Source organism: Pseudomonas sp. H1_D05, from assembly GCF_054682705.1.
Genome location: NZ_CP162825.1, coordinates 3,478,119 through 3,501,451, shown reverse-complemented (window position 1 = coordinate 3,501,451; position 23,333 = coordinate 3,478,119). Strand labels below are relative to the sequence as shown.

The 23,333-nt window shown below is 59.1% G+C and carries 19 protein-coding genes; 7 read left to right on the top strand and 12 right to left on the bottom strand.

Annotated features, from left to right (window positions below; translation table 11 throughout):
* Positions 1–51 precede the first annotated feature (51 nt).
* Both hrpA and aceK read right to left on the bottom strand, forming a co-directional pair.
* On the bottom strand, positions 52–3,963 hold the full coding sequence (gene hrpA, locus AB4O11_RS15780; RefSeq protein ID WP_460127423.1) for an ATP-dependent RNA helicase HrpA: 3,912 nt from the start codon (positions 3,961–3,963) through the stop codon (positions 52–54).
* A 292-nt stretch (positions 3,964–4,255) separates the two neighbouring features.
* The gene (aceK, locus tag AB4O11_RS15775; RefSeq protein ID WP_099758286.1) at positions 4,256–5,977 is read right to left on the bottom strand and encodes a bifunctional isocitrate dehydrogenase kinase/phosphatase; all 1,722 of its coding nucleotides are present in this window, start codon (positions 5,975–5,977) and stop codon (positions 4,256–4,258) included.
* A gap of 400 nt (positions 5,978–6,377) precedes the next feature.
* On the opposite strand from aceK, the gene AB4O11_RS15770 reads away from it, so the two are divergent.
* Both AB4O11_RS15770 and AB4O11_RS15765 read left to right on the top strand, forming a co-directional pair.
* On the top strand, positions 6,378–8,003 hold the full coding sequence (locus AB4O11_RS15770) for a methyl-accepting chemotaxis protein (RefSeq protein ID WP_460098052.1): 1,626 nt from the start codon (positions 6,378–6,380) through the stop codon (positions 8,001–8,003).
* A gap of 85 nt (positions 8,004–8,088) precedes the next feature.
* Positions 8,089–8,997: a DMT family transporter gene (locus tag AB4O11_RS15765; protein ID WP_093438149.1), complete on the top strand. Its 909-nt coding sequence runs from the start codon at positions 8,089–8,091 to the stop codon at positions 8,995–8,997.
* A 121-nt stretch (positions 8,998–9,118) separates the two neighbouring features.
* On the opposite strand, the gene AB4O11_RS15760 is transcribed toward AB4O11_RS15765, so the two are convergent.
* Positions 9,119–9,982, bottom strand: coding sequence for a DMT family transporter (locus AB4O11_RS15760; RefSeq protein ID WP_186622730.1), 864 nt, complete (start codon positions 9,980–9,982; stop codon positions 9,119–9,121).
* A 450-nt stretch (positions 9,983–10,432) separates the two neighbouring features.
* Between AB4O11_RS15760 and AB4O11_RS15755 the strand changes: the two genes are divergently transcribed.
* Complete coding sequence (locus tag AB4O11_RS15755) at positions 10,433–10,966, top strand: hypothetical protein (RefSeq protein ID WP_460092323.1); 534 nt, start codon at positions 10,433–10,435, stop codon at positions 10,964–10,966.
* 270 nt (positions 10,967–11,236) lie between these two features.
* On the opposite strand, the gene AB4O11_RS15750 is transcribed toward AB4O11_RS15755, so the two are convergent.
* Positions 11,237–12,175, bottom strand: a complete 939-nt coding sequence (locus AB4O11_RS15750; RefSeq protein ID WP_414925680.1) for an aspartyl/asparaginyl beta-hydroxylase domain-containing protein — start codon at positions 12,173–12,175, stop codon at positions 11,237–11,239.
* A gap of 184 nt (positions 12,176–12,359) precedes the next feature.
* The gene (cysK, locus tag AB4O11_RS15745) at positions 12,360–13,334 is read right to left on the bottom strand and encodes a cysteine synthase A (protein WP_186622729.1); all 975 of its coding nucleotides are present in this window, start codon (positions 13,332–13,334) and stop codon (positions 12,360–12,362) included.
* A 127-nt stretch (positions 13,335–13,461) separates the two neighbouring features.
* On the opposite strand from cysK, the gene AB4O11_RS15740 reads away from it, so the two are divergent.
* The gene (locus tag AB4O11_RS15740) at positions 13,462–14,538 is read left to right on the top strand and encodes a DUF748 domain-containing protein (RefSeq protein WP_093438171.1); all 1,077 of its coding nucleotides are present in this window, start codon (positions 13,462–13,464) and stop codon (positions 14,536–14,538) included.
* On the opposite strand, the gene AB4O11_RS15735 is transcribed toward AB4O11_RS15740, so the two are convergent.
* A complete protein-coding gene (locus AB4O11_RS15735) occupies positions 14,498–14,803 on the bottom strand; it encodes a DUF2442 domain-containing protein (RefSeq protein WP_186622724.1) in 306 nt (101 codons plus the stop codon). The genes AB4O11_RS15740 and AB4O11_RS15735 overlap by 41 nt on opposite strands.
* A 279-nt stretch (positions 14,804–15,082) precedes the next feature.
* Between AB4O11_RS15735 and AB4O11_RS15730 the strand changes: the two genes are divergently transcribed.
* The gene (locus AB4O11_RS15730) at positions 15,083–15,928 is read left to right on the top strand and encodes an AAA family ATPase (RefSeq protein ID WP_025110627.1); all 846 of its coding nucleotides are present in this window, start codon (positions 15,083–15,085) and stop codon (positions 15,926–15,928) included.
* Positions 15,929–15,953: 25 nt separating this feature from the next.
* Positions 15,954–17,132, top strand: a complete 1,179-nt coding sequence (locus tag AB4O11_RS15725; RefSeq protein WP_007956512.1) for a vWA domain-containing protein — start codon at positions 15,954–15,956, stop codon at positions 17,130–17,132.
* Between the two features lie 63 nt (positions 17,133–17,195).
* Here the strand turns inward: AB4O11_RS15725 and AB4O11_RS15720 are convergent, their stop codons facing one another.
* The 5 genes from AB4O11_RS15720 to AB4O11_RS15700 all read right to left on the bottom strand — a co-directional run bounded on the left by AB4O11_RS15720 (position 17,196) and on the right by AB4O11_RS15700 (position 21,579).
* Positions 17,196–17,744 (bottom strand): hypothetical protein, encoded by a 549-nt coding sequence (locus tag AB4O11_RS15720; protein ID WP_093438183.1) that lies wholly within the window; start codon positions 17,742–17,744, stop codon positions 17,196–17,198.
* A 118-nt stretch (positions 17,745–17,862) separates the two neighbouring features.
* Positions 17,863–18,780, bottom strand: a complete 918-nt coding sequence (locus tag AB4O11_RS15715) for a 5-oxoprolinase subunit C family protein (protein ID WP_093438188.1) — start codon at positions 18,778–18,780, stop codon at positions 17,863–17,865.
* Complete coding sequence (locus AB4O11_RS15710; RefSeq protein ID WP_320337377.1) at positions 18,777–19,481, bottom strand: 5-oxoprolinase subunit B family protein; 705 nt, start codon at positions 19,479–19,481, stop codon at positions 18,777–18,779. Before AB4O11_RS15710 ends, AB4O11_RS15715 begins: the two co-directional genes overlap by 4 nt.
* A complete protein-coding gene (locus AB4O11_RS15705) occupies positions 19,478–20,230 on the bottom strand; it encodes a 5-oxoprolinase subunit PxpA (RefSeq protein WP_460127419.1) in 753 nt (250 codons plus the stop codon). The genes AB4O11_RS15710 and AB4O11_RS15705 overlap by 4 nt, the downstream gene beginning before the upstream one ends.
* A 62-nt stretch (positions 20,231–20,292) precedes the next feature.
* The gene (locus AB4O11_RS15700; protein ID WP_186622714.1) at positions 20,293–21,579 is read right to left on the bottom strand and encodes an MFS transporter; all 1,287 of its coding nucleotides are present in this window, start codon (positions 21,577–21,579) and stop codon (positions 20,293–20,295) included.
* Positions 21,580–21,738: 159 nt separating this feature from the next.
* Here AB4O11_RS15700 and AB4O11_RS15695 point away from each other — a divergent pair, with 159 nt between their 5' ends.
* Positions 21,739–22,653, top strand: a complete 915-nt coding sequence (locus tag AB4O11_RS15695) for a LysR family transcriptional regulator (RefSeq protein ID WP_460127417.1) — start codon at positions 21,739–21,741, stop codon at positions 22,651–22,653.
* Between the two features lie 125 nt (positions 22,654–22,778).
* On the opposite strand, the gene AB4O11_RS15690 is transcribed toward AB4O11_RS15695, so the two are convergent.
* The gene (locus tag AB4O11_RS15690) at positions 22,779–23,321 is read right to left on the bottom strand and encodes a DUF2937 family protein (RefSeq protein ID WP_007911321.1); all 543 of its coding nucleotides are present in this window, start codon (positions 23,319–23,321) and stop codon (positions 22,779–22,781) included.
* Positions 23,322–23,333 lie beyond the last annotated feature (12 nt).

The following is a 23,333-nucleotide window of genomic DNA, read 5'->3' as shown; positions in this document are numbered from 1 at the left end:
CTGCTTTCGCGAGCAGGCTCGCTCCCACAGGGGATTGCGTGCGGCTCAAGGTCAGGGTTCGACCTGGGTCCACTGCTTGTTCAGGCGTTTGTCGGAAATCGGGACCTTGGTGCCCAACTGCTGGGCGAACAGTGAGACCCGGTATTCCTCCAGCCACCAGCGATACAGCTCAAGCTGCGGATCGCGTTTGCCTTCCTGGGCATGTTTCGCCGCGCGAGTCTGGTATTGCCCCCAGAGGCCGGCGAGTTCGCCGCTCCAGACGCGATCCTTCTGCACCTGCGCGCCGAGCTTTTCGAAGCGCTGCTCGACCGCTTTCAGGTAACGCGGCAACTCCTTAAGCCACTGCATCGGCGTTTCGCGGACAAAACCCGGATACACCAGATTGTTGATTTGCTGCTTGATGTCATTGAGCGCCACGGCCTGGGCCAGATCGATCTTGCCCTTGAAGCGCTTTTGCAGGCCGTGCCACAGCTTGAGAATTTCCAGCGTCAGGCGCGCCACGCGTTCGGCGTGTTCAGTCCAGTTGCCGCGTTTGCGCTCGGCCAGTGCCGCCAAACCGGCGCCGTCGCGGGGCAGCGGGTCTTCGCCTTCGAGAATGCAGCTGTCGAGGCTCGCCAGCAGAATATCTTCAACCAGCGCATCAACCCGGCCCAACTCGCGATAGAGCAAGCCCAGCTCAGTCTGCCCCGGCAACTTGCCACGCAGGAACTTGGCCGGCTCCGCCAGTTGCTGCATCAATAACCGCTGCAAGGCGCGACGATGCTGGAATTCGGCCTCGGCCGGGGTCGAGAAGCGCCCTTCCTTGACCGTGCCGCCCTCTTCAACCAGCGCCGGATATACCGTCATCGACAGCCCGGCGATCTTCTGCTGAGTCTTCTCCGCGACCGGCGCGAAGACCTTGGCCTCCACCGGTTGCTGACTTTTCGCACTCTGCGGCACCGCCAGCGCGGCCTGACTGGCTTCGGCAAACCGTGCGGTCAGCTCGGCCAGATCGCGACCTTCGCCGAGGAATTTGCCTTGGCCGTCGACAATTTCCAGGTTCATCCGCAGATGTCCCTCGACGCCTTGCTCGGCTTCGGCCCACGCCTCGTCACTGACCCGCGCGCCAGTCATGCGCAGCAGTTCGCGACCGAGCGCTTGCGGCAACGAACCCTCGGCAAAGGTCATGCGTTGCAGCGCGGCTTTGATGAAGTCCGGCACCGGCACGAAGTTCTTGCGCAAGGCCTTCGGCAGGTTGCGCACAAGGGCGATGCACTTGGCCTCGATCAGCCCCGGCACCAGCCATTCCAGGCGTTCCGGTGGCAGCATCGGCAACAGCGGGGCCGGCACGCGCAGGGTCACGCCGTCGCGCGGATGATTGGGCTCGAAGTGATAAGTCAGCGCCAGTTCCAGATCGCCGATGTGCAGCGTGTCCGGGTAATCCCGCGCGGTGACTTCACTGGCTTCGCGGGCCAGCACGTCTTCTTCGCGCATGATCAACAACTGCGGATTCTTCTGGCTGTTGATGCGGTACCAACTGTCGAAGGTCGCGGTCTGGTGAATCTCCGCCGGCAACCGCGCGTCGTAGAACGCGTACAGGGTTTCTTCATCCGCGAGAATGTCGCGACGACGGGCCTTGGCTTCCAGTTCGTCGAGCTGTTCGAGCAACTGTTGGTTGGCGGTCAGGCACTTGGCTTTCGATTGAATCTCGCCACGCACCAAGCCTTCGCGAATGAACAACTCGCGAGAAACCACGGGATCCACCGGACCGTAATGCACCGGCCGGCGGCCGACCACGATCAGCCCGAACAGAGTGATCTGCTCGTAGGCCACGACCTGGCCGCGCTTCTTTTCCCAATGCGGTTCGAAGTGGTTTTTCTTGATCAGGTGCCCGGCCAGCGGCTCGATCCAGTCGGCGTCGATCTTGGCGACCATGCGTGCATAAAGCTTGGTGGTTTCCACCAGTTCGGCGGTCATCAGCCACTGCGGGCGCTTCTTGCCGATGCCCGACGACGGATGAATCCAGAAACGTCGCTGACGCGCGCCGAGGTAATCGCCATCCTCGGTTTTCTGACCGATCTGGCTGAGCAAGCCGACCAGCACCGCTTTGTGCAGTTTCGGGTAATCCGCCGGCTCTTTGTTGAGGCTCAGCTGCATGTCGCGGCAGATCAGGCTCAACTGCCGATGCGAGTCGCGCCACTCGCGCAGACGCAGATAGTTGAGGAAGTTCTTGCGGCACCAGTTACGCAACGGGCTGGCGGTCAGCGCCTGGCGCTGCTCTTCAAAACCGCGCCACAGATTGACCAGTCCGGCGAAGTCCGAATCGGTGTCCTTCCATTGCGCGTGGGCCTGATCGGCAGCTTGCTGACGCTCCGGCGGCCGCTCGCGCGGGTCTTGAATCGACATCGCACTGGCGACGATCAGCACTTCCTGCAAACTGCCGAGCTTGGCTGCCTCAAGCAGCATACGGCCCATGCGCGGGTCGACCGGCAGGCGCGCCAGTTGGCGACCGAGCGGGGTCAGCTGACTGTTGCGGTCAACCGCCGAGAGTTCTTGTAGCAGGTTGAAACCGTCGCTGATCGCCTTGCCATCCGGCGGCTCGATAAACGGGAACGCGGTGATCTCGCCGAGACGTAGATGCAGCATCTGCAGAATCACGGCAGCGAGGTTGGTGCGCAGAATCTCTGGATCGGTGAATTCCGGGCGCCCGTTAAAATCTTCTTCGCTGTACAGCCGAATACAAATGCCCGGCTCAACCCGACCGCAACGACCTTTACGCTGGTTGGCGCTGGCCTGGGAAATCGCCTCGATCGGCAGACGCTGGACCTTGGCACGGTAGCTGTAGCGGCTGATGCGCGCGGTGCCGCTGTCGATCACGTAACGAATGCCCGGCACAGTCAACGAGGTCTCGGCGACGTTGGTCGCCAGCACCACGCGACGGCCCGGGTGCGACTGGAAAATCCGCTGCTGCTCGGCCGGCGACAAGCGCGCGTACAGCGGCAGGATTTCCGTGTGTTTCAGTTGCGCCTTGCGCAGCATGTCGGCAGCGTCGCGAATCTCGCGCTCGCCGGGCAGGAATACCAGCACGTCTCCCGGACTGCGGCGTTCGCTGCGCTCGTAAGCAGCGATTTCGTCAAGGGTCGCGAGGATCGCTTGATCCACCGTCAGGTCATCCTCGACGCGGTTGCCCTCTTCGTCCTGCTCCAGGGTCAGCGGGCGATACCAGGTGTCCACCGGGAAGGTGCGGCCGGAGACTTCGACAATTGGCGCATCATCGAAGTGCTTGGAGAAGCGCTCCAGATCGATGGTCGCCGAAGTGATGATGACTTTCAGGTCCGGGCGACGCGGCAGCAGGGTTTTCAGGTAGCCGAGCAGGAAGTCGATGTTGAGGCTGCGTTCGTGGGCTTCGTCGACGATGATCGTGTCGTAGCGTTCGAGGTAGCGATCGTTCTGGGTTTCCGCCAGCAGAATACCGTCGGTCATCAGCTTGATCAGGGTGTTGGAATCGCTTTGATCCTCGAAACGCACCTGATAGCCGACCAGCGCACCAAGTGGCGTAGCGAGTTCTTCGGCGACCCGGCTGGCGACGCTGCGTGCAGCGATTCGACGCGGTTGGGTGTGGCCGATCAGACCGTGCTGGCCGCGACCGATTTCCAGACAGATTTTTGGCAACTGGGTGGTTTTACCCGAGCCGGTTTCGCCGGCGATGATCAGCACCTGGTGTTTTTCCAGCGCCTTCTTGATCTCGTCGCGCTTGGCCGCAATCGGCAGACTGTCGTCGTAACGAATCACCGGCAGGCTGGCCCGCCGTGCCAGCACCTGATCACAGGACGCCTGCATGCGCGTCACCCACTGGGCCAGTTTGGCCTCGTCGGGTTTCTTGCGCAGCTCAAGCAACTGCCGCCGCAGCCGGTGACGGTCGGCGAGCATGGCGTGATCGAGGTTCTTCAGCAGTTTGTCGATGGAGGGCGATTCGTCGGTCATCGGGTAGGCAATTCGGTCGTCTATTTATGCAGGGGGCGGATTGTCGCAGATTTGGCGGATTTGTGGCGTGTCAGGGGGATTGCTGCCCTCACCCTAGCCCTCTCCCAAAGGGAGAGGGGACCGACCGAGTCAACTTTTCCAGCTTCGCCGACCTGAACGCGCATCACCGAATCCACAATCGCCAAGCTCTTTCAGGTCGGTGTTTGGCGCAAGACACCTCGGTCGGCCCCCTCTCCCTACGGGCGGTCCGACGTTTCGGGAGGGCTGGGGTGAGGGTGTTTTTTTAAAAGAGCTACTCGTTATCGAGACCTTTACGCCGATACGGGAAAACATCAATGACTTTCCCGGCCCGAATCGCCTCCTGCAAGCCCTTCCAGTAATCGGCGTTATACAACTCGCCATGCAACTGATCGAACAACTTGCGCTGCCCCGAATCGGCAAACAGAAACGGCGGAAACTCCTCGGGAAAGACATCCAGCGGCCCGATCGAATACCACGGCTCCGAGGCCATTTCATCCTCCGGTGTGCGCGGTTGCGGGATGTGGCGGAAGTTGGCTTCGGTCAGGAAGCAGATTTCGTCGTAGTCATAAAACACCACGCGCCCGTGGCGAGTGACGCCAAAGTTCTTCAGCAGCATGTCACCGGGAAAGATGTTCGCCGCCGCCAGTTGCTTGATCGCCAAGCCGTAATCCTCCAGCGCCTCACGCACCTGCGCATCGTTGGCGTTTTCCAGATAGAGGTTGAGCGGGGTCATCCGCCGCTCGGTCCAGCAGTGACGGATCAACACCGTGTCGCCCTCGACCGACACCGTCGACGGCGCCACCTCCAGCAGCTCCTCCAGGCACGCCGGATCAAACTTGCTCAGCGGAAAACGGAAATCGGCGAACTCCTGGGTATCAGCCATGCGCCCTACCCGGTCGACGCTTTTCACCAGTCGGTACTTCTCGATCACCGTGGCGCGGTCGACGTTTTTCGACGGCGAGAAACGGTCCTTGATGATCTTGAACACGGTGTTGAAGCCCGGCAGCGTAAACACGCTCATGACCATGCCGCGCACACCCGGCGCCATGATGAACTGATCATCGGTGTTGGCCAGGTGATTGATCAGCGCGCGGTAAAACTCGGACTTGCCGTGCTTGTAGAAGCCGATTGAGGTGTACAGCTCGGCAATGTGCTTGCCCGGCAGAATGCGCCGCAGGAAGCCGATGAACTCCGCCGGCACCGGTACATCGACCATGAAATACGAACGGGTGAACGAGAAGATAATCGATACATCGGCTTCGTCGGTGATCAACGCGTCGATCTGAATCCCGCGCCCCTCTCGATGCAACAGCGGGATCACCAGCGGCCATTGCTCGTCGCGGGTGTAGATGCGTCCAACCAGATAGGCGCCCTTGTTGCGGTACAACACCGAGGAAAACAGCTCGACGCTCAGCTCCGGATCCTTGCACACCCAGTCCGGCAGGTTCTCACGCAGTTGCGCTTCGAGGCGACGCAGGTCACCCGGCAGATCGGCGTAATCCTCGCTGAAGCGATAGTCGGCAAAAATGCTCGCGAGCATCCCCGACAACTGCCCCTGCGGTTTGTAGGTGCGGGTTTGCGCGGCGCGGGCTCGGCGCAGGCTCGGGCGGGTGGTGTGGATGAACATGCAGCCGTCGCTGATCAGGTCGTGGCTGAACAGCCCGCAGAAAATCGAGTTGTACCAGGTCTCGGACAACTCATCATCGAAGCGCAGGTCGATGACGCTGATGTAGGCACTTTTCACCAGCGGCCAGCAGCTGACGTTCATCAGCGTTTCATCATCGAAGTATTCGCGCAGGCGAGCGATGGTTTCGCTGACCTTTTCTTCGTAGAGATTGATCCGTGCCGCCGACGCCGTTTGCGTCTCCTGCCAGCGCGCCTGCTCGAAGCGCTCCCGGGCGCCGTCGGTGATTCGCCGGAAATGCTCGCGGTAATCGTCAAAGCCATCGAGGATCATGCGGGCGATATCGGTGGCTGGCCATTGCTGCGGCATAGATAAGACCTCGGCGTGCGTGGGGAAATCTGTGCCTGAGCTTAGCCACGCAAGCGTGTGCGCGTGAAGTGCAATTTCTGCCAAATCCGCGTCAGGGTTGTACAGCGACACAGTTTTTAGCAAAGTTTTTTTAATCGACCGTTCGGTCAGTTAATCACCTTGATGGTCCTTCTGGCCGCCCTGCGCCAGGCCGCGAATTCTCTGGGCTTCGGATCCAATACTGATCAAACGCGTCTAGCTCGTGGCTTTACTGCAAATGCGCTTACCGACGGCAACGCTTCCAGATTGGTCTTACCAAAATAGTGGCACTTTGATATATAGCCCACCATTCCCCCCTTCATAACAAGATCCTCGCTGACGAGGACGACCTCCCCCCCCTCAAAGATCAAGGAGCACACTGATGTCTATCCGGAATCTGCGCATAGGTTTGCGCGCCAGTTTGAGCTTTGCCGTTTTGGCCGGTCTGCTGGTGGTGGTCGGCCTGTTCGGTCTGGGCCAGATGAAAACCCTGCGCGAGAGTGCAACAGTGATTGAAGAATCGTGGATGCCGAGCATCGAGAGCATCCATGACGCGGCGGCGAACATCGCCAGCATCCGTCTTGAATCCTTGCGCCTGATCACCAGCACCCAGTCTGCTGTGCGCGACAGAAGCAAAGGCCTCATCAAGGCGCAGCGCGAAGAACTGCTCAAGCGCCTCGCCGATCACAAAGCCCTGCTCACCAGCGAAGAAGAACGGCTGATGCTCGACGGTTTGAATGCCAACACCGCCAAGTACATGAGCATTCTCGAACAGATCATCGGCCAGATCGACGCCGGGCAAAGTGAACAGGCCTACACGCGGCTTAACAATGAACTGGCACCACAGGGAACGCTGCTCGACAAAACCCTCGAGCAGATGATCGCGTTCAATCAGCAAGGTGCCGACGCCGCCGCAGATGCCGCCGCAGCGATGTACCAACGGGCATTGTGGATCGTCGCGACCATCATCGTGGTCGCCCTGATTGCCACGCTGCTGCTGGCCTGGCAACTGACACGCAGCATCACCACCCCGATCAATCAGGCCCTGAATGTGGCGCGGCGCATTGCTGCCGGCGACCTCAGCGGCGAGATCGTCAGCACCGGTAAAGATGAGGCTGCGCATTTGCTCAACGCCTTGGCCGAGATGCAGGGCAATCTGCGCTCGACCATTCGCGGCATCAGCGAATCGGCGCAGCAGTTGGCTTCCGCGGCCGAGGAAATGAGTTCGGTGATGGAGCAAAGCACTCGCGGCCTGCAACAGCAGAACGATCAGATCGAACAAGCCGCCACCGCAGTGACCGAGATGAGCACCGCGGTGGACGAAGTCGCGGCCAACGCGGTGTCCAGCGCCGAGGCGTCTGCCGCGTCGAACGAGGACAGCAAGCACGGTCATGTGCAGGTCAGCGAAACCATCAGCTCGATTCAAGAACTGGTCGACGCCGTACTGGGCGCCTCAGCACAAGCTGAAGGCCTGGCCACGCAGGCACAGGACATCAGCAAAGTGCTGGAAGTGATTCGCGGGATTGCCGGACAGACCAACCTGCTGGCGCTCAATGCGGCGATCGAAGCGGCCCGCGCCGGTGAAGCCGGGCGCGGTTTCGCGGTGGTGGCCGATGAAGTGCGCTCGCTGGCACAACGCACGCAAAATTCCACTGAAGAAATCGAGCTGATGATCAGCAGCATCCAGCAAGGTACGGGGTCGACCGTGGGCGCGCTGCAGAGCAGTGCCGAGCAGGCTGGCCAGACGTTGCGTCGGGCCAACAGCGCAGGCCAGGCGCTGGAGAAAATCACCGCGTCGATCTCGCAGATCAACCAGCGCAATCTGGTGATCGCCAGTGCAGCCGAGCAACAGGCCTTGGTCGCTCGCGAGGTCGATCAGAATCTGGTGACCATCCGCGACCTCTCGACCCAGACCGCCGCTGGCGCCACCCAGACCTCGGCCGCAAGCCAGGAACTGTCGCGTCTGGCCGTCGACTTGAACGGCCTGGTCACACGCTTTGTGATCTGAACGAACAGTTGCATGCCCGATTAGCGGTTGCCTTCGGCAGGGCGCTCGGCAACACTCTCGTCCCGATCAAGGAAGGAGACCCGCCGTGAGCCCTGTCGATATTTTCCGTATGTTGTCGCTGGCGGCCATCTGGGGCGCGAGTTTTCTGTTCATGCGCATTATTGCGCCGGTGATCGGCACGATCCCGACCGGATTCTTTCGCGTGTCGATTGCGGCCCTTGGCCTGCTGGTGATCCTCGGGCTGATGCGCGTACGCTGGGATTTCAAAGGCAAACTGAAAACCGTGATGCTGCTGGGCGTGATCAACTCGGGGATTCCGGCGACGCTGTATTCGGTCGCGGCCCAGGTGTTACCGGCCGGTTATTCGGCGATCTTCAACGCCACCACGCCGCTCATGGGCGTGCTGATTGGCGGGTTGTTCTTCAGTGAAAAACTCACCGCAGCCAAACTGGGCGGGGTGTTCCTCGGCTTGTTCGGCGTTGGCGTGCTGACCCGCGCCGGCCCGGTGGCGTTCGACTTGCAACTGTTGATGGGTGCCCTCGCCTGTTTGCTGGCGACCACTTGTTATGGTTTTGCCGGTTTCCTCGCACGGCGCTGGCTGGATCAGGCTGGTGGTCTGGACAGTCGCCTGTCGGCGCTGGGCAGCATGCTCGGTGCGACGTTGTTTCTGTTGCCGCTGTTTGGATATAGCGTGATCACCGCACCGCCGGCCAGTTGGGGCGGCTGGAATGTCTGGCTGTCGCTGTTGGGCCTGGGTCTTGGCTGCACGGCGTTTGCCTACATCATTTACTTCCGCCTGCTCAGTTCGATCGGGCCGGTGAAGTCGATGACCGTGACCTTCATGATTCCGCCATTCGGCGTGCTGTGGGGGGCGTTGCTGCTGGATGAGCCGTTGTCGATGGCGCACATTTATGGCGGGGTGTTGATTGCGTTGGCGTTGTGGCTGGTGTTGAAGCCGGCGGTGGTGAAACCGGCTGAGGCGCCCGCCCGATAAATTTGTGCTGTGGCCGAAAAGGCCATCGCGAGCAGGCTCACTCCTACAATTGGAATGCGTTCCTCTGTAGGAGTGAGCCTGCTCGCGATCGGCGGCCTAAAAGCCGCCACCTGACGATCTGTTAGCTGGTTTTACGGAACACAAACGCCAGACCGACAATGATCAACAGCATCCCCAGCACACTCAACGCCGCCAGGCGATTGCCGAAAATCAGATAGTCCATCACTGCCGTCACCGCCGGCACCAGGTAGAACAGACTGGTGACATTGACCAGATTGCCCCGCGCGATCAACCGATACAGCAACAGCGTCGCCAGCACCGACACCACCAGCCCCATCCACAACACCGGCACGATAAAACCTGTGCTGTGCTCAAAGTGGAACGGCTGGAACGGCACGAAAATCCCGCACAACAACAGCCCGGCCAAGTACTGCACCGGCAGCGTACCGAGAGGATTGTCGGTGATGCGTTTCTGCATGATCGAGCCCAGCGTCATACTCGCCAGCGCCAGCAGACCAAACAGCATCCCCGCCAAGGACATCCCGGCCAAACCGATGCCTTGGTAAACCACCATGATCAGCCCCGCCAACCCCAAGGCCAGACCAAACATCCGGCTCGCCGAGCGCTGCCGCTCCATCAACACCACGGTGAGAATCGGCTGCACGCCCATGATGGTCGCCATCACGCCCGGAGTGACTTTGCTGTTCAAGGCCAGTAGATAAAAGATCTGATAGGCCCCCAACAACACCACACCCGTGGCAATCGCAAACAGCATTGGTTTGCCGCCCTTGGGCAACTTGAGCTTGAGCAGCGGCGCCAACAACAAGAGGCCGCACAAGGCAATCGCGAAACGAATTAGCAGAAAGGCAAATGGTGACGCGTGGGCCAGCCCCCATTTGGAGAAGATCGCGCCGCTGCTCCACAGCAGTACGAACAGGCTCGTGGACGCGGCCGCGAGCGCGGATTTTTTCGACAGGACAAACATGAATACCACCTGTAGTCAGGCAAGAAGCCAACTCAGCCGAAGCTGAAATTCAGTAGGTTTTTCTGGCGGGCGCAGGGGTCAGCAAAAACTGCCGATCAGCCCGAAACGCCAACGCCCGGCGGTGATACGACTGCGCACACCGGCGTGCTACTGACAGGTGGGGGGTAATGACTGATCTGCTTGGGCTGCTGATTCCCGCACGGCACGACGCCAGCGTTGACCGCTGAATCGACTACCGCGTTGCTGAGGGATGCAGGCATTGGCGCAGATCTTTTTTGAAGGGTTGGAAGGTGAGCCATGGGGGCTCACGAGCGCCGACTATAACCAGCGGGCGACATGGATTGCAATGATTTGGACAAAGGGCCAGCAAGGACAGTTGGCCGCAAGGTGAATAGGCTGGATTGCAATCGAGACACCCAACCATGGGGGACAAGGAATGCACAGGATCACATGCCAAGGGAACGGACGTATTTGCGCTACCAGGTCTACAAATCACAGGCTCGACAACAGGCTGCTGTTACTTTCGCAAAACTGCACAAAGACTTGTTGCTGCAAGGGATAGTGGATGTTGATCACTCCAGAGTTCGTTTCGAAGCAATCGATGCTCAAGCGCTGAGTGCCTATGAAGCGTGGTTTGATCCTCATTTCTCTTGGCAAGATGTTGTCAGGTGGAAGGCCAAAGAACCACTGAGCTTCGATTTGGCAATCTGGTTTGATCAGGAGTTATGCGGACTTTGCTTTGCAAACCCTAATCAGAGCCGGTTGCGAGTGAAAATTGTGCGCCTGGAAGGAAAGCCCGATAACGATCACCCTCTCAAAAGCCGAGTAGCGACATTTGCTTTGACCGCCGTGACTCACTTCGCGCGAATCATCGGCAGTACCCAAATTGAAATTCAGGAACCTCTCCCTGGAGTGATTTCCCTGTACCGGCAACTGGGTTTCGAATTCGATTCGGAGGGCAGGCTTGTGAAGCTAATTTGGTAAGACTAGTATCGGACAACTGCTCATTTAATGATCAATGCCGGAGGCACCATGAAGGCTGCCGTTGAAAAAAAGGCGCCAGGCGCCAGATCGATAAAAGCTGATAGAAAACGCTCTTCCGCAAAGTTATCTGAACGGGAGTTGCACCGAATCAGAGAAGCATTGGTGAATCCAGCCGCGGAAGAGCCAGGAGGCGTCCTCGCTGGCGCCTCATTCACCTTCTCTTCATAAAAAAACCGCTCACAAGGAGCGGTTTTTCTACAATATCCAGCCTCAGCCAAACAGCCAATACCCCAACAACGTCAATACCACCACCGCCAGCACCGGACGCATCACGCGGTAGGCTTTCGGATGACGGCGTTTCCACTGCTTGACCACGCCACTGAACTTGTCGCTGAAGTTCTTGCTCCAGGCGTAGGCCTGGTTGATCCCGCCGACGCGTTCATCATCAAGGTTCTGCGGTGCAGTGGCACGGCCGAGCCAGGCGCTGATGGAGCGGTTGATGCGGGTCATGAGGCGGTTGCTCAGCGGACGCTCGACGTCGCAGAACAGGATCACGCGGGTCTTCTCGGTTTCATTCTTGACCCAATGCACGTAGGTCTCGTCGAACATTACGTCTTCACCGTCACGCCAGGCATAAACCTGACCATCAACAAAGATCCGGCAATCGTCGGAGTTTGGCGTCGACAAGCCGAGGTGATAACGCAGCGAGCCGGCGAACGGATCGCGGTGCGGGTTCAAGTGGCTGCCACCCGGCAACAGCGCGAACATTGCGCCTTTGACGTTGGGAATCGCACTGACCAGCGCCACGGTTTTCGGGCACAGGGTTTCGGCCGATGGCAGCGGTTTGTCGTACCACTTGAGGTAGAAACGTTTCCAGCCCTTCTTGAAGAACGAGCCGAAGCCGGCGTCGTTGTTCTTTTCTGCCGCGCGAATATAACCCTCGTCGAACAGGTGCATGGCCTCGTCGCGAATGGTTTCCCAATTGTCGCGCAGCACGTCCAGTTCCGGAAATTTGCTGCGATCCAGGTACGGCTTGGACGGCACGCCGGAGAACAGGTACATCAGGGCGTTGTACGGAGCGAACAGCGCCGAGTGGTTGACGAACTGGCGCAGAACCGGCAAACGCGCCTTGCCGCGCAAATGCACATAGAGGATGCTGCCCACGAACAGCAGCAGCACCAATACCTTGGCGGCTAACGAAAAGGTCATCAACGACTCCTTGAATAAAGACAACGCTGCGCAATGCCCTTTACCCGGCATGGCAGCCGGCCATGATAAACACTACCGGCGCCGGGCAAAACCCGCCTTACACAAGATTCAGTGTTAAGAATTGCGCAACAAAGCATTTATTAGCATAACGATCCTGAACCCCGGCTGATCTGAATCAACTGGATTACTGCTGAGTCTCCTGCTCAGTGAACAGATCGCTGAACAGCATGCTCGACAGATAACGCTCGCCGGAGTCGGGCAGAATCACCACGATAGTCTTGCCCTGCATCTCCGGCGTCTCGGACAGACGCACCGCGACTGCCATGGCTGCGCCACAAGAGATGCCGCATAGAATCCCCTCTTCCTGCATCAACCGCAGGGCCATGGCCTTGGACTCTTCGTCGGTGACCTGCTCGACCCGGTCGACCATCGACAGATCCAGGTTCTTCGGCACAAAGCCGGCACCGATCCCCTGAATCTTGTGCGGGCTCGGTTTGATTTCTTCACCCGCCAGCGCCTGGGTGATCACCGGCGACGACATCGGCTCCACGGCCACCGAAAGAATCGGTTTGCCCTGGGTATTCTTGATATACCGCGAAACGCCGGTGATGGTTCCGCCGGTGCCGACGCCCGCTACCAGTACATCGACGGCACCGTCAGTGTCGTTCCAGATTTCCGGACCGGTGGTCTTTTCGTGAATGGCGGGGTTGGCCGGGTTATCGAACTGCGCCGGCATGAAATATTTGTCGGCATCGCTGGCAACGATTTCGGCCGCCTTCTCGATTGCGCCTTTCATGCCCTTGGCCGGCTCGGTCAACACCAGTTCGGCGCCCAGAGCCTTGAGGACCTTACGGCGTTCGATGCTCATCGAGGCCGGCATGGTCAGCATCAACTTGTACCCACGGGCCGCGGCAACAAAGGCCAGACCGATCCCCGTGTTGCCCGACGTCGGTTCGACAATGGTCATGCCCGGCTTCAGTTTGCCGCTGCTTTCGGCGTCCCAGATCATGTTGGCGCCGATCCGGCACTTGACCGAATAACCGGGGTTGCGCCCCTCGATCTTGGCCAGAATGGTCACGCCACGCGGCGCTATGCGGTTGATCTGCACCAGCGGCGTATTACCGATGGAATGGGCGTTGTCAGCAAAAATACGGCTCATGGCTGGGTCCTTATGCAGCGTTGAATTCAGCCTTCCAAGGTATGCCTGTTGCCCATCACAGTCCAGTCGGGTCGAACGTCTGCGCGACGTAACAGTCAATCGCTTACATCGTCAGGGAATTGCCGTCATGAAGCGTCGCTACAGTTGGCCACTAGGGATTTTCGCCGTCGTCGTTGTGCTGCTGATCGCACTGCACATCGCCCTGCCTTACATGGTGCGCGACTACCTGAACGGCAAACTGGCGGACATGGGTGACTATCGGGGCCAGATCACTGATGTCGACCTCGCCCTATGGCGCGGCGCCTACAAGATCAATGGACTGAAGATCGTCAAGGTCGACGGCAAGGTACCGGTGCCGTTCGTCAATGCACCGCTGATCGATCTGGCGGTCAGCTGGCATTCGCTGTGGTATGACCATGCCGTCGTAGCCCAGGTGAAATTCGTCAAACCTGAGATTAACTTCGTCGACGGCGGTGCCAACAAGCAGAACTCTCAAACCGGTCAAGGTACCGACTGGCGCGCACAACTGGGCAAATTGCTGCCGATTACCCTCGACGAGGTCCAGATTCACGAAGGCAAAATCACTTTCCGCAATTTCAACTCCAAGCCACCGGTCAATATGAACGCCACCAACGTCGAGGCCAGCATCTACAACCTGACCAACGTGGTCGACAATCAGGGCAAACGTGACGCACGTTTCGAAGGCAAAGCGCTTTTGCTCGGGCATGCGCCACTGGAAACCACTGCCACCTTCGACCCGCTGAGCAATTTCGAAGACTTCCAGTTCCGCCTGCGCGCCAAAGACATCGAACTCAAGAGCATGAACGACTTCGCCTCCGCCTACGGCAAGTTCGACTTCAACGCAGGCCACGGTGACGTGGTAATCGAAGCCCAAGCCAAAAAAGCGCAGGTCAACGGCTACATCAAACCCCTGCTGCGCGACGTCGAAGTGTTCAACTGGCAGCAGGACGTGGAAAACAAGAACAAGAGCATTTTCCGCTCGGTCTGGGAGGCCATCGTCGGCGGCTCGGAAACCGTGCTGAAGAACCAGGCGAAAAATCAGTTCGCCACCAAGGTCGAACTCAGCGGTAACGTGCATCAGCAAAACATCAGTGCATTCGAAGCGTTTTTGCAGATTTTGCGCAATGGATTCATACAGGCGTTCAACGCCCGGTATGAGCGGCCGAAGCCGGATGCGGGTTAGGGTTCATTTCTGGAAAAGCATCCAGATATAGAGTATCGGCGCCAATCTGAATATCCGGGGCCGGCCATTCAACGGTCCAACCTTTATCGCCCAAGATGACAGTCGCAAAGACTTGGGGATCAAGCAAAGGCTGCAACTGCTTACACGTTTGAATATCTCGACTTAAATCGAGTGTCAGCGCTCGACCATCAACAAAGTCCAGTGCAAGCCGGCAATCAGAGAGTGCAGTAACTGCCGCCAAGCGTGGTCGTTTTGTGGATAGCATCAATTCAGCGCCTCCAGGCACATGGGGACTGCTTCGCAGCCCAGCGGGAGCAAGCTCCCTCGCCACAGATTCAGCGGACATCCTGAAGGCTATCGCCAAATCGGCGATACCTGAATACTGGCCATCGGCCGAGACTGAGTCAACATGTGACGCCCCATTCAGAGACTGAATAAGCCGTCTGCGTTCACAGTCGACCGGGCTGCGCGTTATAGTCGGGCATCCGATTATTTCGCCCCCGCCCTGCCCGTCAGGTCGGCGTTACCGTTCGAGGATTAGCAGATGAAGTTCGAAGGCACCCAGGCCTACGTCGCCACCGATGACCTGAAGCTGGCAGTCAACGCCGCCATCACCCTGGAACGGCCACTGCTGGTCAAGGGCGAGCCGGGCACCGGCAAGACCATGCTCGCCGAGCAACTGGCCGAATCGTTCGGCGCCAAGTTGATCACCTGGCACATCAAGTCCACCACCAAGGCCCATCAGGGTCTCTACGAATACGATGCGGTCAGCCGTCTGCGCGACTCGCAATTGGGCAACGAAAAAGTCCACGACGTGCGCAATTACTTGAAGAAGGGCAAGCTCTGGGAGGCTTTCGAGTCCGAGGAGCGGGTCATTTTGCTGATCGACGAAATCGACAAGGCCGACATCGAATTCCCCAACGACCTGCTGCAAGAACTCGACAAGATGGAGTTCTACGTTTACGAAATCGACGAGACCATCAAGGCGAAAAAACGCCCGATCATCATCATTACCTCCAACAATGAGAAAGAGCTGCCGGACGCCTTCCTGCGCCGCTGCTTCTTCCATTACATTGCCTTCCCCGACCGCACTACCCTGCAAAAAATCGTCGACGTGCACTACCCGGACATCAAGAAGGATCTGGTCAGCGAAGCGCTGGACGTGTTCTTCGACGTGCGCAAGGTGCCGGGCCTGAAGAAGAAGCCGTCGACCTCAGAGCTGGTCGACTGGCTGAAGCTGCTGATGGCCGACAACATCGGCGAAGCGGTGCTGCGTGAGCGCGATCCAACCAAGGCGATTCCGCCACTGGCCGGTGCTTTGGTGAAGAACGAACAGGACGTGCAATTGCTTGAGCGCCTGGCGTTCATGAGCCGTCGCGGCTCTCGCTAAGCACTTGTAAGCAGGGGCCATCGTTATGCTGCTCAACCTCTTCAATGAAATGCGTGCAGCCAAGGTGCCAGTGTCGGTGCGCGAGCTGCTCGACCTGATCAACGCGCTGAAACAGCGCGTGACCTTCGCCGACATGGACGAGTTTTATTATTTGTCGCGGGCGATTCTGGTGAAGGACGAACGTCATTTCGACAAGTTCGACCGCGCGTTCGGCGCCTACTTCAATGGCCTGGAAAAGCTCGACGATCACTTGCAGGCATTGATTCCCGAAGACTGGCTGCGCAAGGAGTTCGAGCGTTCGCTGACGGATGAGGAGCGTGCTCAGATCCAGTCCCTTGGTGGCCTGGACAAGCTCATCGAAGAGTTCAAAAAGCGTCTGGAGGAACAGAAGGAGCGCCACGCCGGCGGCAACAAATGGATTGGCACTGGCGGCACTAGCCCGTTCGGCTCCGGTGGCTTCAACCCGGAAGGCATTCGGGTCGGCGATGCTGGCAAGCGCCAGGGCAAAGCCGTGAAAGTCTGGGATCAGCGCGAGTACAAGAACCTCGATGATTCGGTGGAATTGGGCACGCGCAACATCAAAGTCGCCCTGCGCCGCTTGCGTAAATTCGCCCGTCAAGGCGCAGCGGAAGAGCTGGACATCGACGGCACCATCGACCACACCGCCAAGGACGCCGGTCTGCTGAATATTCAGATGCGCCCGGAACGGCGCAACACGGTGAAGTTGTTGTTGCTGTTCGACATCGGCGGCTCGATGGACGCGCACGTGAAGATCTGCGAGGAACTGTTCTCGGCCTGCAAGACCGAGTTCAAGCATCTGGAGTATTTCTACTTCCACAACTTCATTTATGAATCGGTGTGGAAGAACAATATGCGCCGCACCTCGGAACGCACTTCGACCCAGGACCTGCTGCACAAGTACGGCGCCGACTACAAAGTGATCTTCATCGGTGACGCCGCCATGGCGCCGTATGAAATCACCCAGGCCGGCGGCAGTGTCGAGCACTGGAACGAAGAGCCGGGTTACGTGTGGATGCAGCGCTTCATGGAGAAGTACAAAAAGCTCATCTGGATCAATCCGTACCCGAAAGACACCTGGGGCTATACCTCGTCGACCAATATCGTGCGGGATCTGATCGAGGATCAGATGTATCCGTTGACGTTGCGCGGGCTTGAGGAAGGGATGCGGTTTTTGTCGAAATAACGGCCAGAGGGGTTCCCACGTGAGCGTGGGAACCCTCAATTCCGTACGGAATCGGTGGCCGTTTTACCAACCTGATGCGAGATAGGTCTTGCAGAGCCTGTCCATAAAAACGGTGTCCTGAATCGCCGGCCCGACTGAGGCAGTTTTTTGCCCGCGACGTTTTTTCTTCCCTTTGGCGACCACTTTCACCCCACCGCTTTCCAACTCTACCCTGCGAGTTTTTTCAATATCCGTTTCAGAACTCAGGGTCATTTCACTCTTCATCTCGCCCTCTGGCGACAGAAAACGAAACCTGACCCGGGTCGCCTCCGTTTCGCAGCTTTTCCCCTCGGCAATCAGTTCCATGGATTGACCGCGTGCCTCTGTGCGGTGATTCCAGTGAAACATTCGCATCATGTCGACCGTTGCGGTGGACATGAATGTCTCGATACGCGCAACGATGTCCTGATTACCGGCATGTTCGGCGTCCAGTCGTTGCACATTGTAGAAACGATCGATGCTCGCCCGATAAACCGGCACGCTGCCCACATCCTCATAAAAACCGACAATGTGCCCATCGACACGGTTCGCACACTCGCCCTCTGACGGGGCCATCACTTTCATAAAACGCATCTGTAACTTCCTTGTAAAAGATGAAGACCGATAGTTCCACACCCTCTCGACGCGTGATGTAGGGCGACTTACCAAAGTGTCAGGAAACGTCTCGGTCTTCAGTCCGAAATACGGACAATTACAAGTAGGACTTCAGGTAGTTGATATGGTCGTGCCATGCACGTTCCTGCATGACCGGGGTGAACCGAACCTTGTCACCCGGCAGACGCTGCGCCAGCCGCGCCAGCGCCAACGGCGTCAACGCCCCCAAGCGTGGATATCCACCAATGGTCTGGCGATCATTGAGCAAGACGATCGGCTGCCCGTCCGGCGGCACTTGCACCGCACCGAGCGGAATGCCTTCGGAAATCATCGGTTGTCCCTGATAGTGCAAGGCGCTGCCCAACAAGCGAATGCCCATGCGATCAGCGCGACTGTCCACAGCCCAGGTCGTGTTAAACACATCAAACAGGCTCTGTCCGCTGAACTGGCCGATCTGCGCGCCGAGTACCAGATCCAGCGGTGCATTCGATTTCAGATCCGGCTGCAACGGCAAAGGCACTTCCCGCAGCAGCCGCGATTCACCGCAATAACTCAGCACCGCCCCTTTCGCCAACGGTAAGCCCATGCCATCAAGTCCACCGAGTTCTTCGCGGACAACCGTGGCGCTACTGCCCAAGACCTGCGGTGCTTGAAAACCGCCGGGCGCGGCCAGATAAGCCCGGGCACCAAGCAACGGTTGAGTGAGTTGCAACGTCTGCCCTTTGCCCAACTTGAAACTGCGCCACGGCGCCAGCGGCTGCCCGTCGATCCGTGCGGCAAGATCCGCACCGGCCAAGGCCAGCCAACACTCCTCTTCGGCCACCACGGCCAGGCCGCCGAGGGTGATTTCGATCACCGCTGCGTCCAGTTCATTGCCGAGCAGCCAGTTGGCCCAACTCATCGAACACCAGTCTGCCGCGCCGCCCTGGGTCACGCCCAGATGCCGCACGCCGAAACGGCCCGCGTCCTGCAACAGGCACAGCGGTGTACTCGCTTCAATCCTCAGTCGGCTCATGCCAGCGCCTCCAGTGGTGTGTCATCGCCGCCCAGATTGATGAACTCGGCATGACTGACCGCTTCGAATTGCACCGTGTCGCCCGGTTGCATCAGGCTGTAGCCATCCCGTGTGCGATCGAACAGTTTCGCCGGAGTGCGGCCGATCAGGTTCCAGCCACCGGGCGAGACCACGGGATACGCAGCGGTTTGGCGCTCGGCAATGCCGACACTGCCCGCGGCGACTTTCTTGCGCGGCGTGTTAAGACGTGGCGCCGCCAGAACCTCTTCGACCAGCCCCATAAAGGCGAACCCCGGTGCGAAACCCAGGGCGAATACCTGATATTCACGTCCGCTGTGACGACGGATCACCTCCTCCACTGCCAGCCCACTACGCTCGGCGAGCAGGCTCAATTCTGGCCCGACGCTGAGGTCATACCAGACCGGCAACACATGACATTGACCGCCAGTTCGTGCATTCGGCGACAGGTCGATCAACGCCTCGGCAATCAATTCCCGCGCCTGACTCGGGCTCAGTGCAGTCAGATCGTAATGCACCATCAACGTCGTATAGGACGGCACCAGATCGATCAGTTGCGCGCCGAATGCCCCGCGCAAACGCTCACTGGCAGCGAGCATCCACGGCATGTTGGCTTCGGCGATCTCATCAAACAGACGCAGCATCAGGCAATCCAGCGCCACCACTTCAATCCTTGGGTTCATGAGGCACTCTGCTGATTCAAGGCCTCGCGAATGCGCTGCACGGCGGCCACCGAACTGGCGTTATCACCGTGCACGCAGAGGGTATTGGCGTGCAGGCGCAAGGCGCTGCCATCGCTGGCGGCGAGGTTGTCACCACGGGCAATGGTCAGGGCTTGTTCAATGATTTTTTCCGGGTCGTGATGCACCGCGCCCGGCAATTGTCGTGAAACCAGTTTGCCAGCACTGTCGTAAGCACGGTCAGCGAAGGCTTCGAACCACAGGTTCACGCCATACTCATCGCCGATCTGCTGCGCGGCGGCGTTGTCGCGGGTGGCCATCAGCATCAGCGGCAGGCTGCGGTCGTAAGCGGCCACCGCCTGAATCACCGCACGCAATTGTGCCGGGTTGGCCATCATGTCGTTGTACATCGCGCCGTGGGGTTTGACGTAACTGACACGCCCGCCCTGGGCTTTGCAGATGCCATCGAGGGCGCCAATCTGATAATGCAGGATGTCTTGCAGCTCTTGCGCCGAATACGCCATGGAGCGACGGCCGAAACCGACCAGATCCTGATAGGCCGGGTGTGCACCGATTTGCACACCGTGGCTCAGGGCCAGGCTGACGGTCTTGCGCATGATGCTCGGATCGCCGGCGTGGAAACCACAGGCCACGTTGGCGCAATCGATGAAGGGCATGATTTCGGCGTCCAGACCCATGGTCCAGCTGCCGAAGCTCTCGCCTATGTCGCAATTCAATAGCAGGCGGCTCACGGTGAACACTCCTGTAGGTGCTTGTCTTTTTATCTGTAGGACTTTGCTTTGCAGGTTATCAGTTACTGCGCATCGAGTTGCTTGCCACGGGTTTCCGGCAGACTCAGTGCCGCGATAATCACCACGCCGTAGGACACCGCCGCGAAGGCGCCAATGCCGACGCTCAACGGCACCTTCTGGCTGAGCAGGCCGATCAGCAGCGGAAACAGGGCCGCCAGCGCCCGACCGATGTTGTAGCAGAAGCCCTGCCCCGAACCGCGAATTCGCGTAGGGAACAGCTCGGTCAGAAATGCGCCCATGCCGCTGAAAATCCCCGAGGCAAAGAAGCCCAGCGGGAAGCCCAGCCATAGCATCACGCCGTTGCTCACCGGCAGTTGCGTATAGAGCAGAACGATGGTGAACGAACCGACAGCGAAGAGGATGAAGTTCTTTTTCCGCCCCAACAGATCAGTCAGATAGGCGCTGATCACATAGCCGACGTAGGAACCGACAATCACCATGGCCAGATAGCCGCCGGTGCCGAGTACGCTCAAGCCGCGTTCGTTTTTCAGGAAGGTCGGCAGCCAGGAAGTGATCGCGTAATAGCCGCCCAGCGCACCGGTGGTCAGCAGTGAAGCGCGAAACGTTGTGAAGAGCATGCCGGAGGCGAAGATCTCGTAGAACTTCGACTGAGTCTCCGGCGTTTGTTGGGCCTTGGCCTCGCGATATATCTCCGGATCCTTGACCAGACGACGGACAAAAATCACAAAAATCGCCGGCACGATGCCAAGAATAAACAGCGCGCGCCAGGCGTCTTCCGGCGGCAACACCGAGAACAGCAGCGCATACAAAATCGCCGTCAGCCCCCAACCCAGCGCCCAACCGGATTGCACCATGCCCACCGCTTTGCCTCGGTCCTTGGCGCGGATCACCTCGCCGATCAGCACTGCACCGGCCGTCCACTCGCCGCCGAAACCGAAGCCCATCAAGGTACGTGCGATCAACAGTTGTTCGTAGTTTTGCGCGAAGCCGCAGAGAAAGGTGAAGAAGGCGAACCACAGCACGGTGAGTTGCAAGGTGCGTACACGGCCGATGCGGTCAGAGAGAATCCCCGCAACCCAGCCGCCGATGGCCGAAGCGATCAACGTGCTGGTGTGAATCAGTCCTGCTTCGCCGGTGGTGATGCCCCACATCGCGATCAGTGTCGGCACGACGAAGCTGAGCATCTGCGTATCCATGCCGTCCAGACCGTAGCCGATCTTGCAGCTCCAGAACGTGCGACGCTCCTGCTGATTGATGTTGCGATACCAGTCGAACGGCCCCGGACGCGCCGATGCCGTGGATGTTTCTAGGGTGTCGGGAGCACGCATGGCTTATCTCCGCAGGTTTTTTATTGGTCTTGTTCGTAGCCCCGACGACGCCTATCGTGGGAACCGGATGCGTCGATTTTTCGTCGCGCGGCCCTGCTGCGTCCAACGAATAAAAACCCGACCTAGCCATAAGAAAAATTTGTCACCCGAGCCTTGCCCATGAACCTGAAGTTTCTCGAGACCTTTGTCTGGGTCGCCCGACTGAAGAGTTTTCGCCTGACCGCCGACAAGCTGTTCACCACTCAGGCGTCGATCTCCAGCCGCATTGCGGTGCTGGAAGGCGAGCTGGGGGTGAAGCTGTTTCTGCGCGATTCGCGCGGTGTCAGCCTGACGCCCGAAGGCTTGAAAGTGCTGGAATATGCCGAGCAAATGCTCGACACGATGTCGGCGCTCAAGCAATCGATCGAAACCCGCTCAAGCAAGGTCGGCCGGGTGCGTATCGGCGTGATGGACACGGTAATTCACACTTGGCTCAGCCCGTTGGTGGCGCAGATGACCGAGCTGTATCCGCGGGTGGAAATCGAGCTGGTGGCGGATACCTCGCTGAACCTCTGCGATCAACTGCAAAAAGGCTTTCTCGACATCGTTCTGCAAACCGATCTGATCCGTCATGAAAGCGTGCGCAGCCTGGAGCTGGCCAGCCATCCGCTGGGCTGGATTGTCGCCAGTAATTCGATCTACAACCGCGACTACGCCGACCTCGCCGAACTGGCCCAGGAACGGATCATTACCTACTCGAAAAACTCCCGGCCGCATCAGGATCTTCTGGCGCTGATGCAGACCAATGGCGTGCCGGCGCCGCGCTTGAATTGCGTGAATTCGGTGTCGGCGATCACGCGGTTGTTGCGCGATGGATTCGGGATTGGTGTGCTGCCGCCCGTGTTGGTGGCCGAGGAACTGGCGCGAGGGGAATTGACCTTGCTGGCGATTGATCAACGGCCACCGAACTTGCAGGTGGTGGTGTCGTGGCGGATGGGCGTTGAGTGGGTCGAGGAGATTGTGACGTTGTGTCAGCAAGTGTTGGCGGGGTATGCGCAGAAAGTCGGTGATGGTTACATCACCCTCACACCGTGATCGTTCCCACGCTCCGCGTGGGAATGCCGCCCGGGACGCTCCGCGTCCCTTCCAAAAGCCGAACGCGGAGCGTCCGTTGAGGCATTCCCACGCAGAGCGTGGGAACGATCCTTGCTGCGCTGATCTCAGAGACCGCGCACGTCGCGGTCTTCGATCGGCCGGCTCTGGCGCAGACGCCGGCCACCGAGTACGACCCAGTCGATCAAGCGGAACAGGCATTCAATGCCGAACGACAGCAGCAACGCGCCGCTCATGCCCCAGATCATCGCTTCCGGCGTCAGCAGGATCTGGTAGCTGTAGCCATTCCAGGTTTCCTTGCGAATGTCCGGGTCGGCGGCCAGCACCACTTGCAGGAAGCGGATGTACCACGGCCCTTGCATCGCCTGGAACTGCTTGTCCAGCGCGATCTGACGGCTGAGCAAGGTGCTCAGGCTGTCGGCATCGCTGCGAAATACCGGGTCTTCACTGGCGCGGTAATGCGCCACCAGCGCCTGCATATCGCCCTTGAAAAACTGCTCGGCGGTGCCCTGAAAACCGCGCAGGCCGGTCTGCGCCTCGATCAGGTGCGCCTCCACGCGTTTCGCGTAATCGTTGATGAAGCCTGGCACCTGGACACCGATCAACAGGCCCGCCGCAAACAACACCAGCCGTACATAACTGAGCAACATGGGGTGCAATCC

Excerpts from the sequence above, each read along its gene's own strand:
- hrpA (WP_460127423.1), bottom strand. The coding sequence starts at position 3,963 with ATGACCGACGAATCGCCCTCCATCGACAAACTGCTGAAGAACCTCGAT.
- aceK (WP_099758286.1), bottom strand. The coding sequence starts at position 5,977 with ATGCCGCAGCAATGGCCAGCCACCGATATCGCCCGCATGATCCTCGAT.
- AB4O11_RS15770 (WP_460098052.1), top strand. The coding sequence starts at position 6,378 with ATGTCTATCCGGAATCTGCGCATAGGTTTGCGCGCCAGTTTGAGCTTT.
- AB4O11_RS15760 (WP_186622730.1), bottom strand. The coding sequence starts at position 9,982 with ATGTTTGTCCTGTCGAAAAAATCCGCGCTCGCGGCCGCGTCCACGAGC.
- AB4O11_RS15755 (WP_460092323.1), top strand. The coding sequence starts at position 10,433 with ATGCCAAGGGAACGGACGTATTTGCGCTACCAGGTCTACAAATCACAG.
- AB4O11_RS15750 (WP_414925680.1), bottom strand. The coding sequence starts at position 12,175 with ATGACCTTTTCGTTAGCCGCCAAGGTATTGGTGCTGCTGCTGTTCGTG.
- cysK (WP_186622729.1), bottom strand. The coding sequence starts at position 13,334 with ATGAGCCGTATTTTTGCTGACAACGCCCATTCCATCGGTAATACGCCG.
- AB4O11_RS15740 (WP_093438171.1), top strand. The coding sequence starts at position 13,462 with ATGAAGCGTCGCTACAGTTGGCCACTAGGGATTTTCGCCGTCGTCGTT.
- AB4O11_RS15735 (WP_186622724.1), bottom strand. The coding sequence starts at position 14,803 with ATGCTATCCACAAAACGACCACGCTTGGCGGCAGTTACTGCACTCTCT.
- AB4O11_RS15730 (WP_025110627.1), top strand. The coding sequence starts at position 15,083 with ATGAAGTTCGAAGGCACCCAGGCCTACGTCGCCACCGATGACCTGAAG.
- AB4O11_RS15725 (WP_007956512.1), top strand. The coding sequence starts at position 15,954 with ATGCTGCTCAACCTCTTCAATGAAATGCGTGCAGCCAAGGTGCCAGTG.
- AB4O11_RS15720 (WP_093438183.1), bottom strand. The coding sequence starts at position 17,744 with ATGCGTTTTATGAAAGTGATGGCCCCGTCAGAGGGCGAGTGTGCGAAC.
- AB4O11_RS15715 (WP_093438188.1), bottom strand. The coding sequence starts at position 18,780 with ATGAGCCGACTGAGGATTGAAGCGAGTACACCGCTGTGCCTGTTGCAG.
- AB4O11_RS15710 (WP_320337377.1), bottom strand. The coding sequence starts at position 19,481 with ATGAACCCAAGGATTGAAGTGGTGGCGCTGGATTGCCTGATGCTGCGT.
- AB4O11_RS15700 (WP_186622714.1), bottom strand. The coding sequence starts at position 21,579 with ATGCGTGCTCCCGACACCCTAGAAACATCCACGGCATCGGCGCGTCCG.
- AB4O11_RS15695 (WP_460127417.1), top strand. The coding sequence starts at position 21,739 with ATGAACCTGAAGTTTCTCGAGACCTTTGTCTGGGTCGCCCGACTGAAG.
- AB4O11_RS15690 (WP_007911321.1), bottom strand. The coding sequence starts at position 23,321 with ATGTTGCTCAGTTATGTACGGCTGGTGTTGTTTGCGGCGGGCCTGTTG.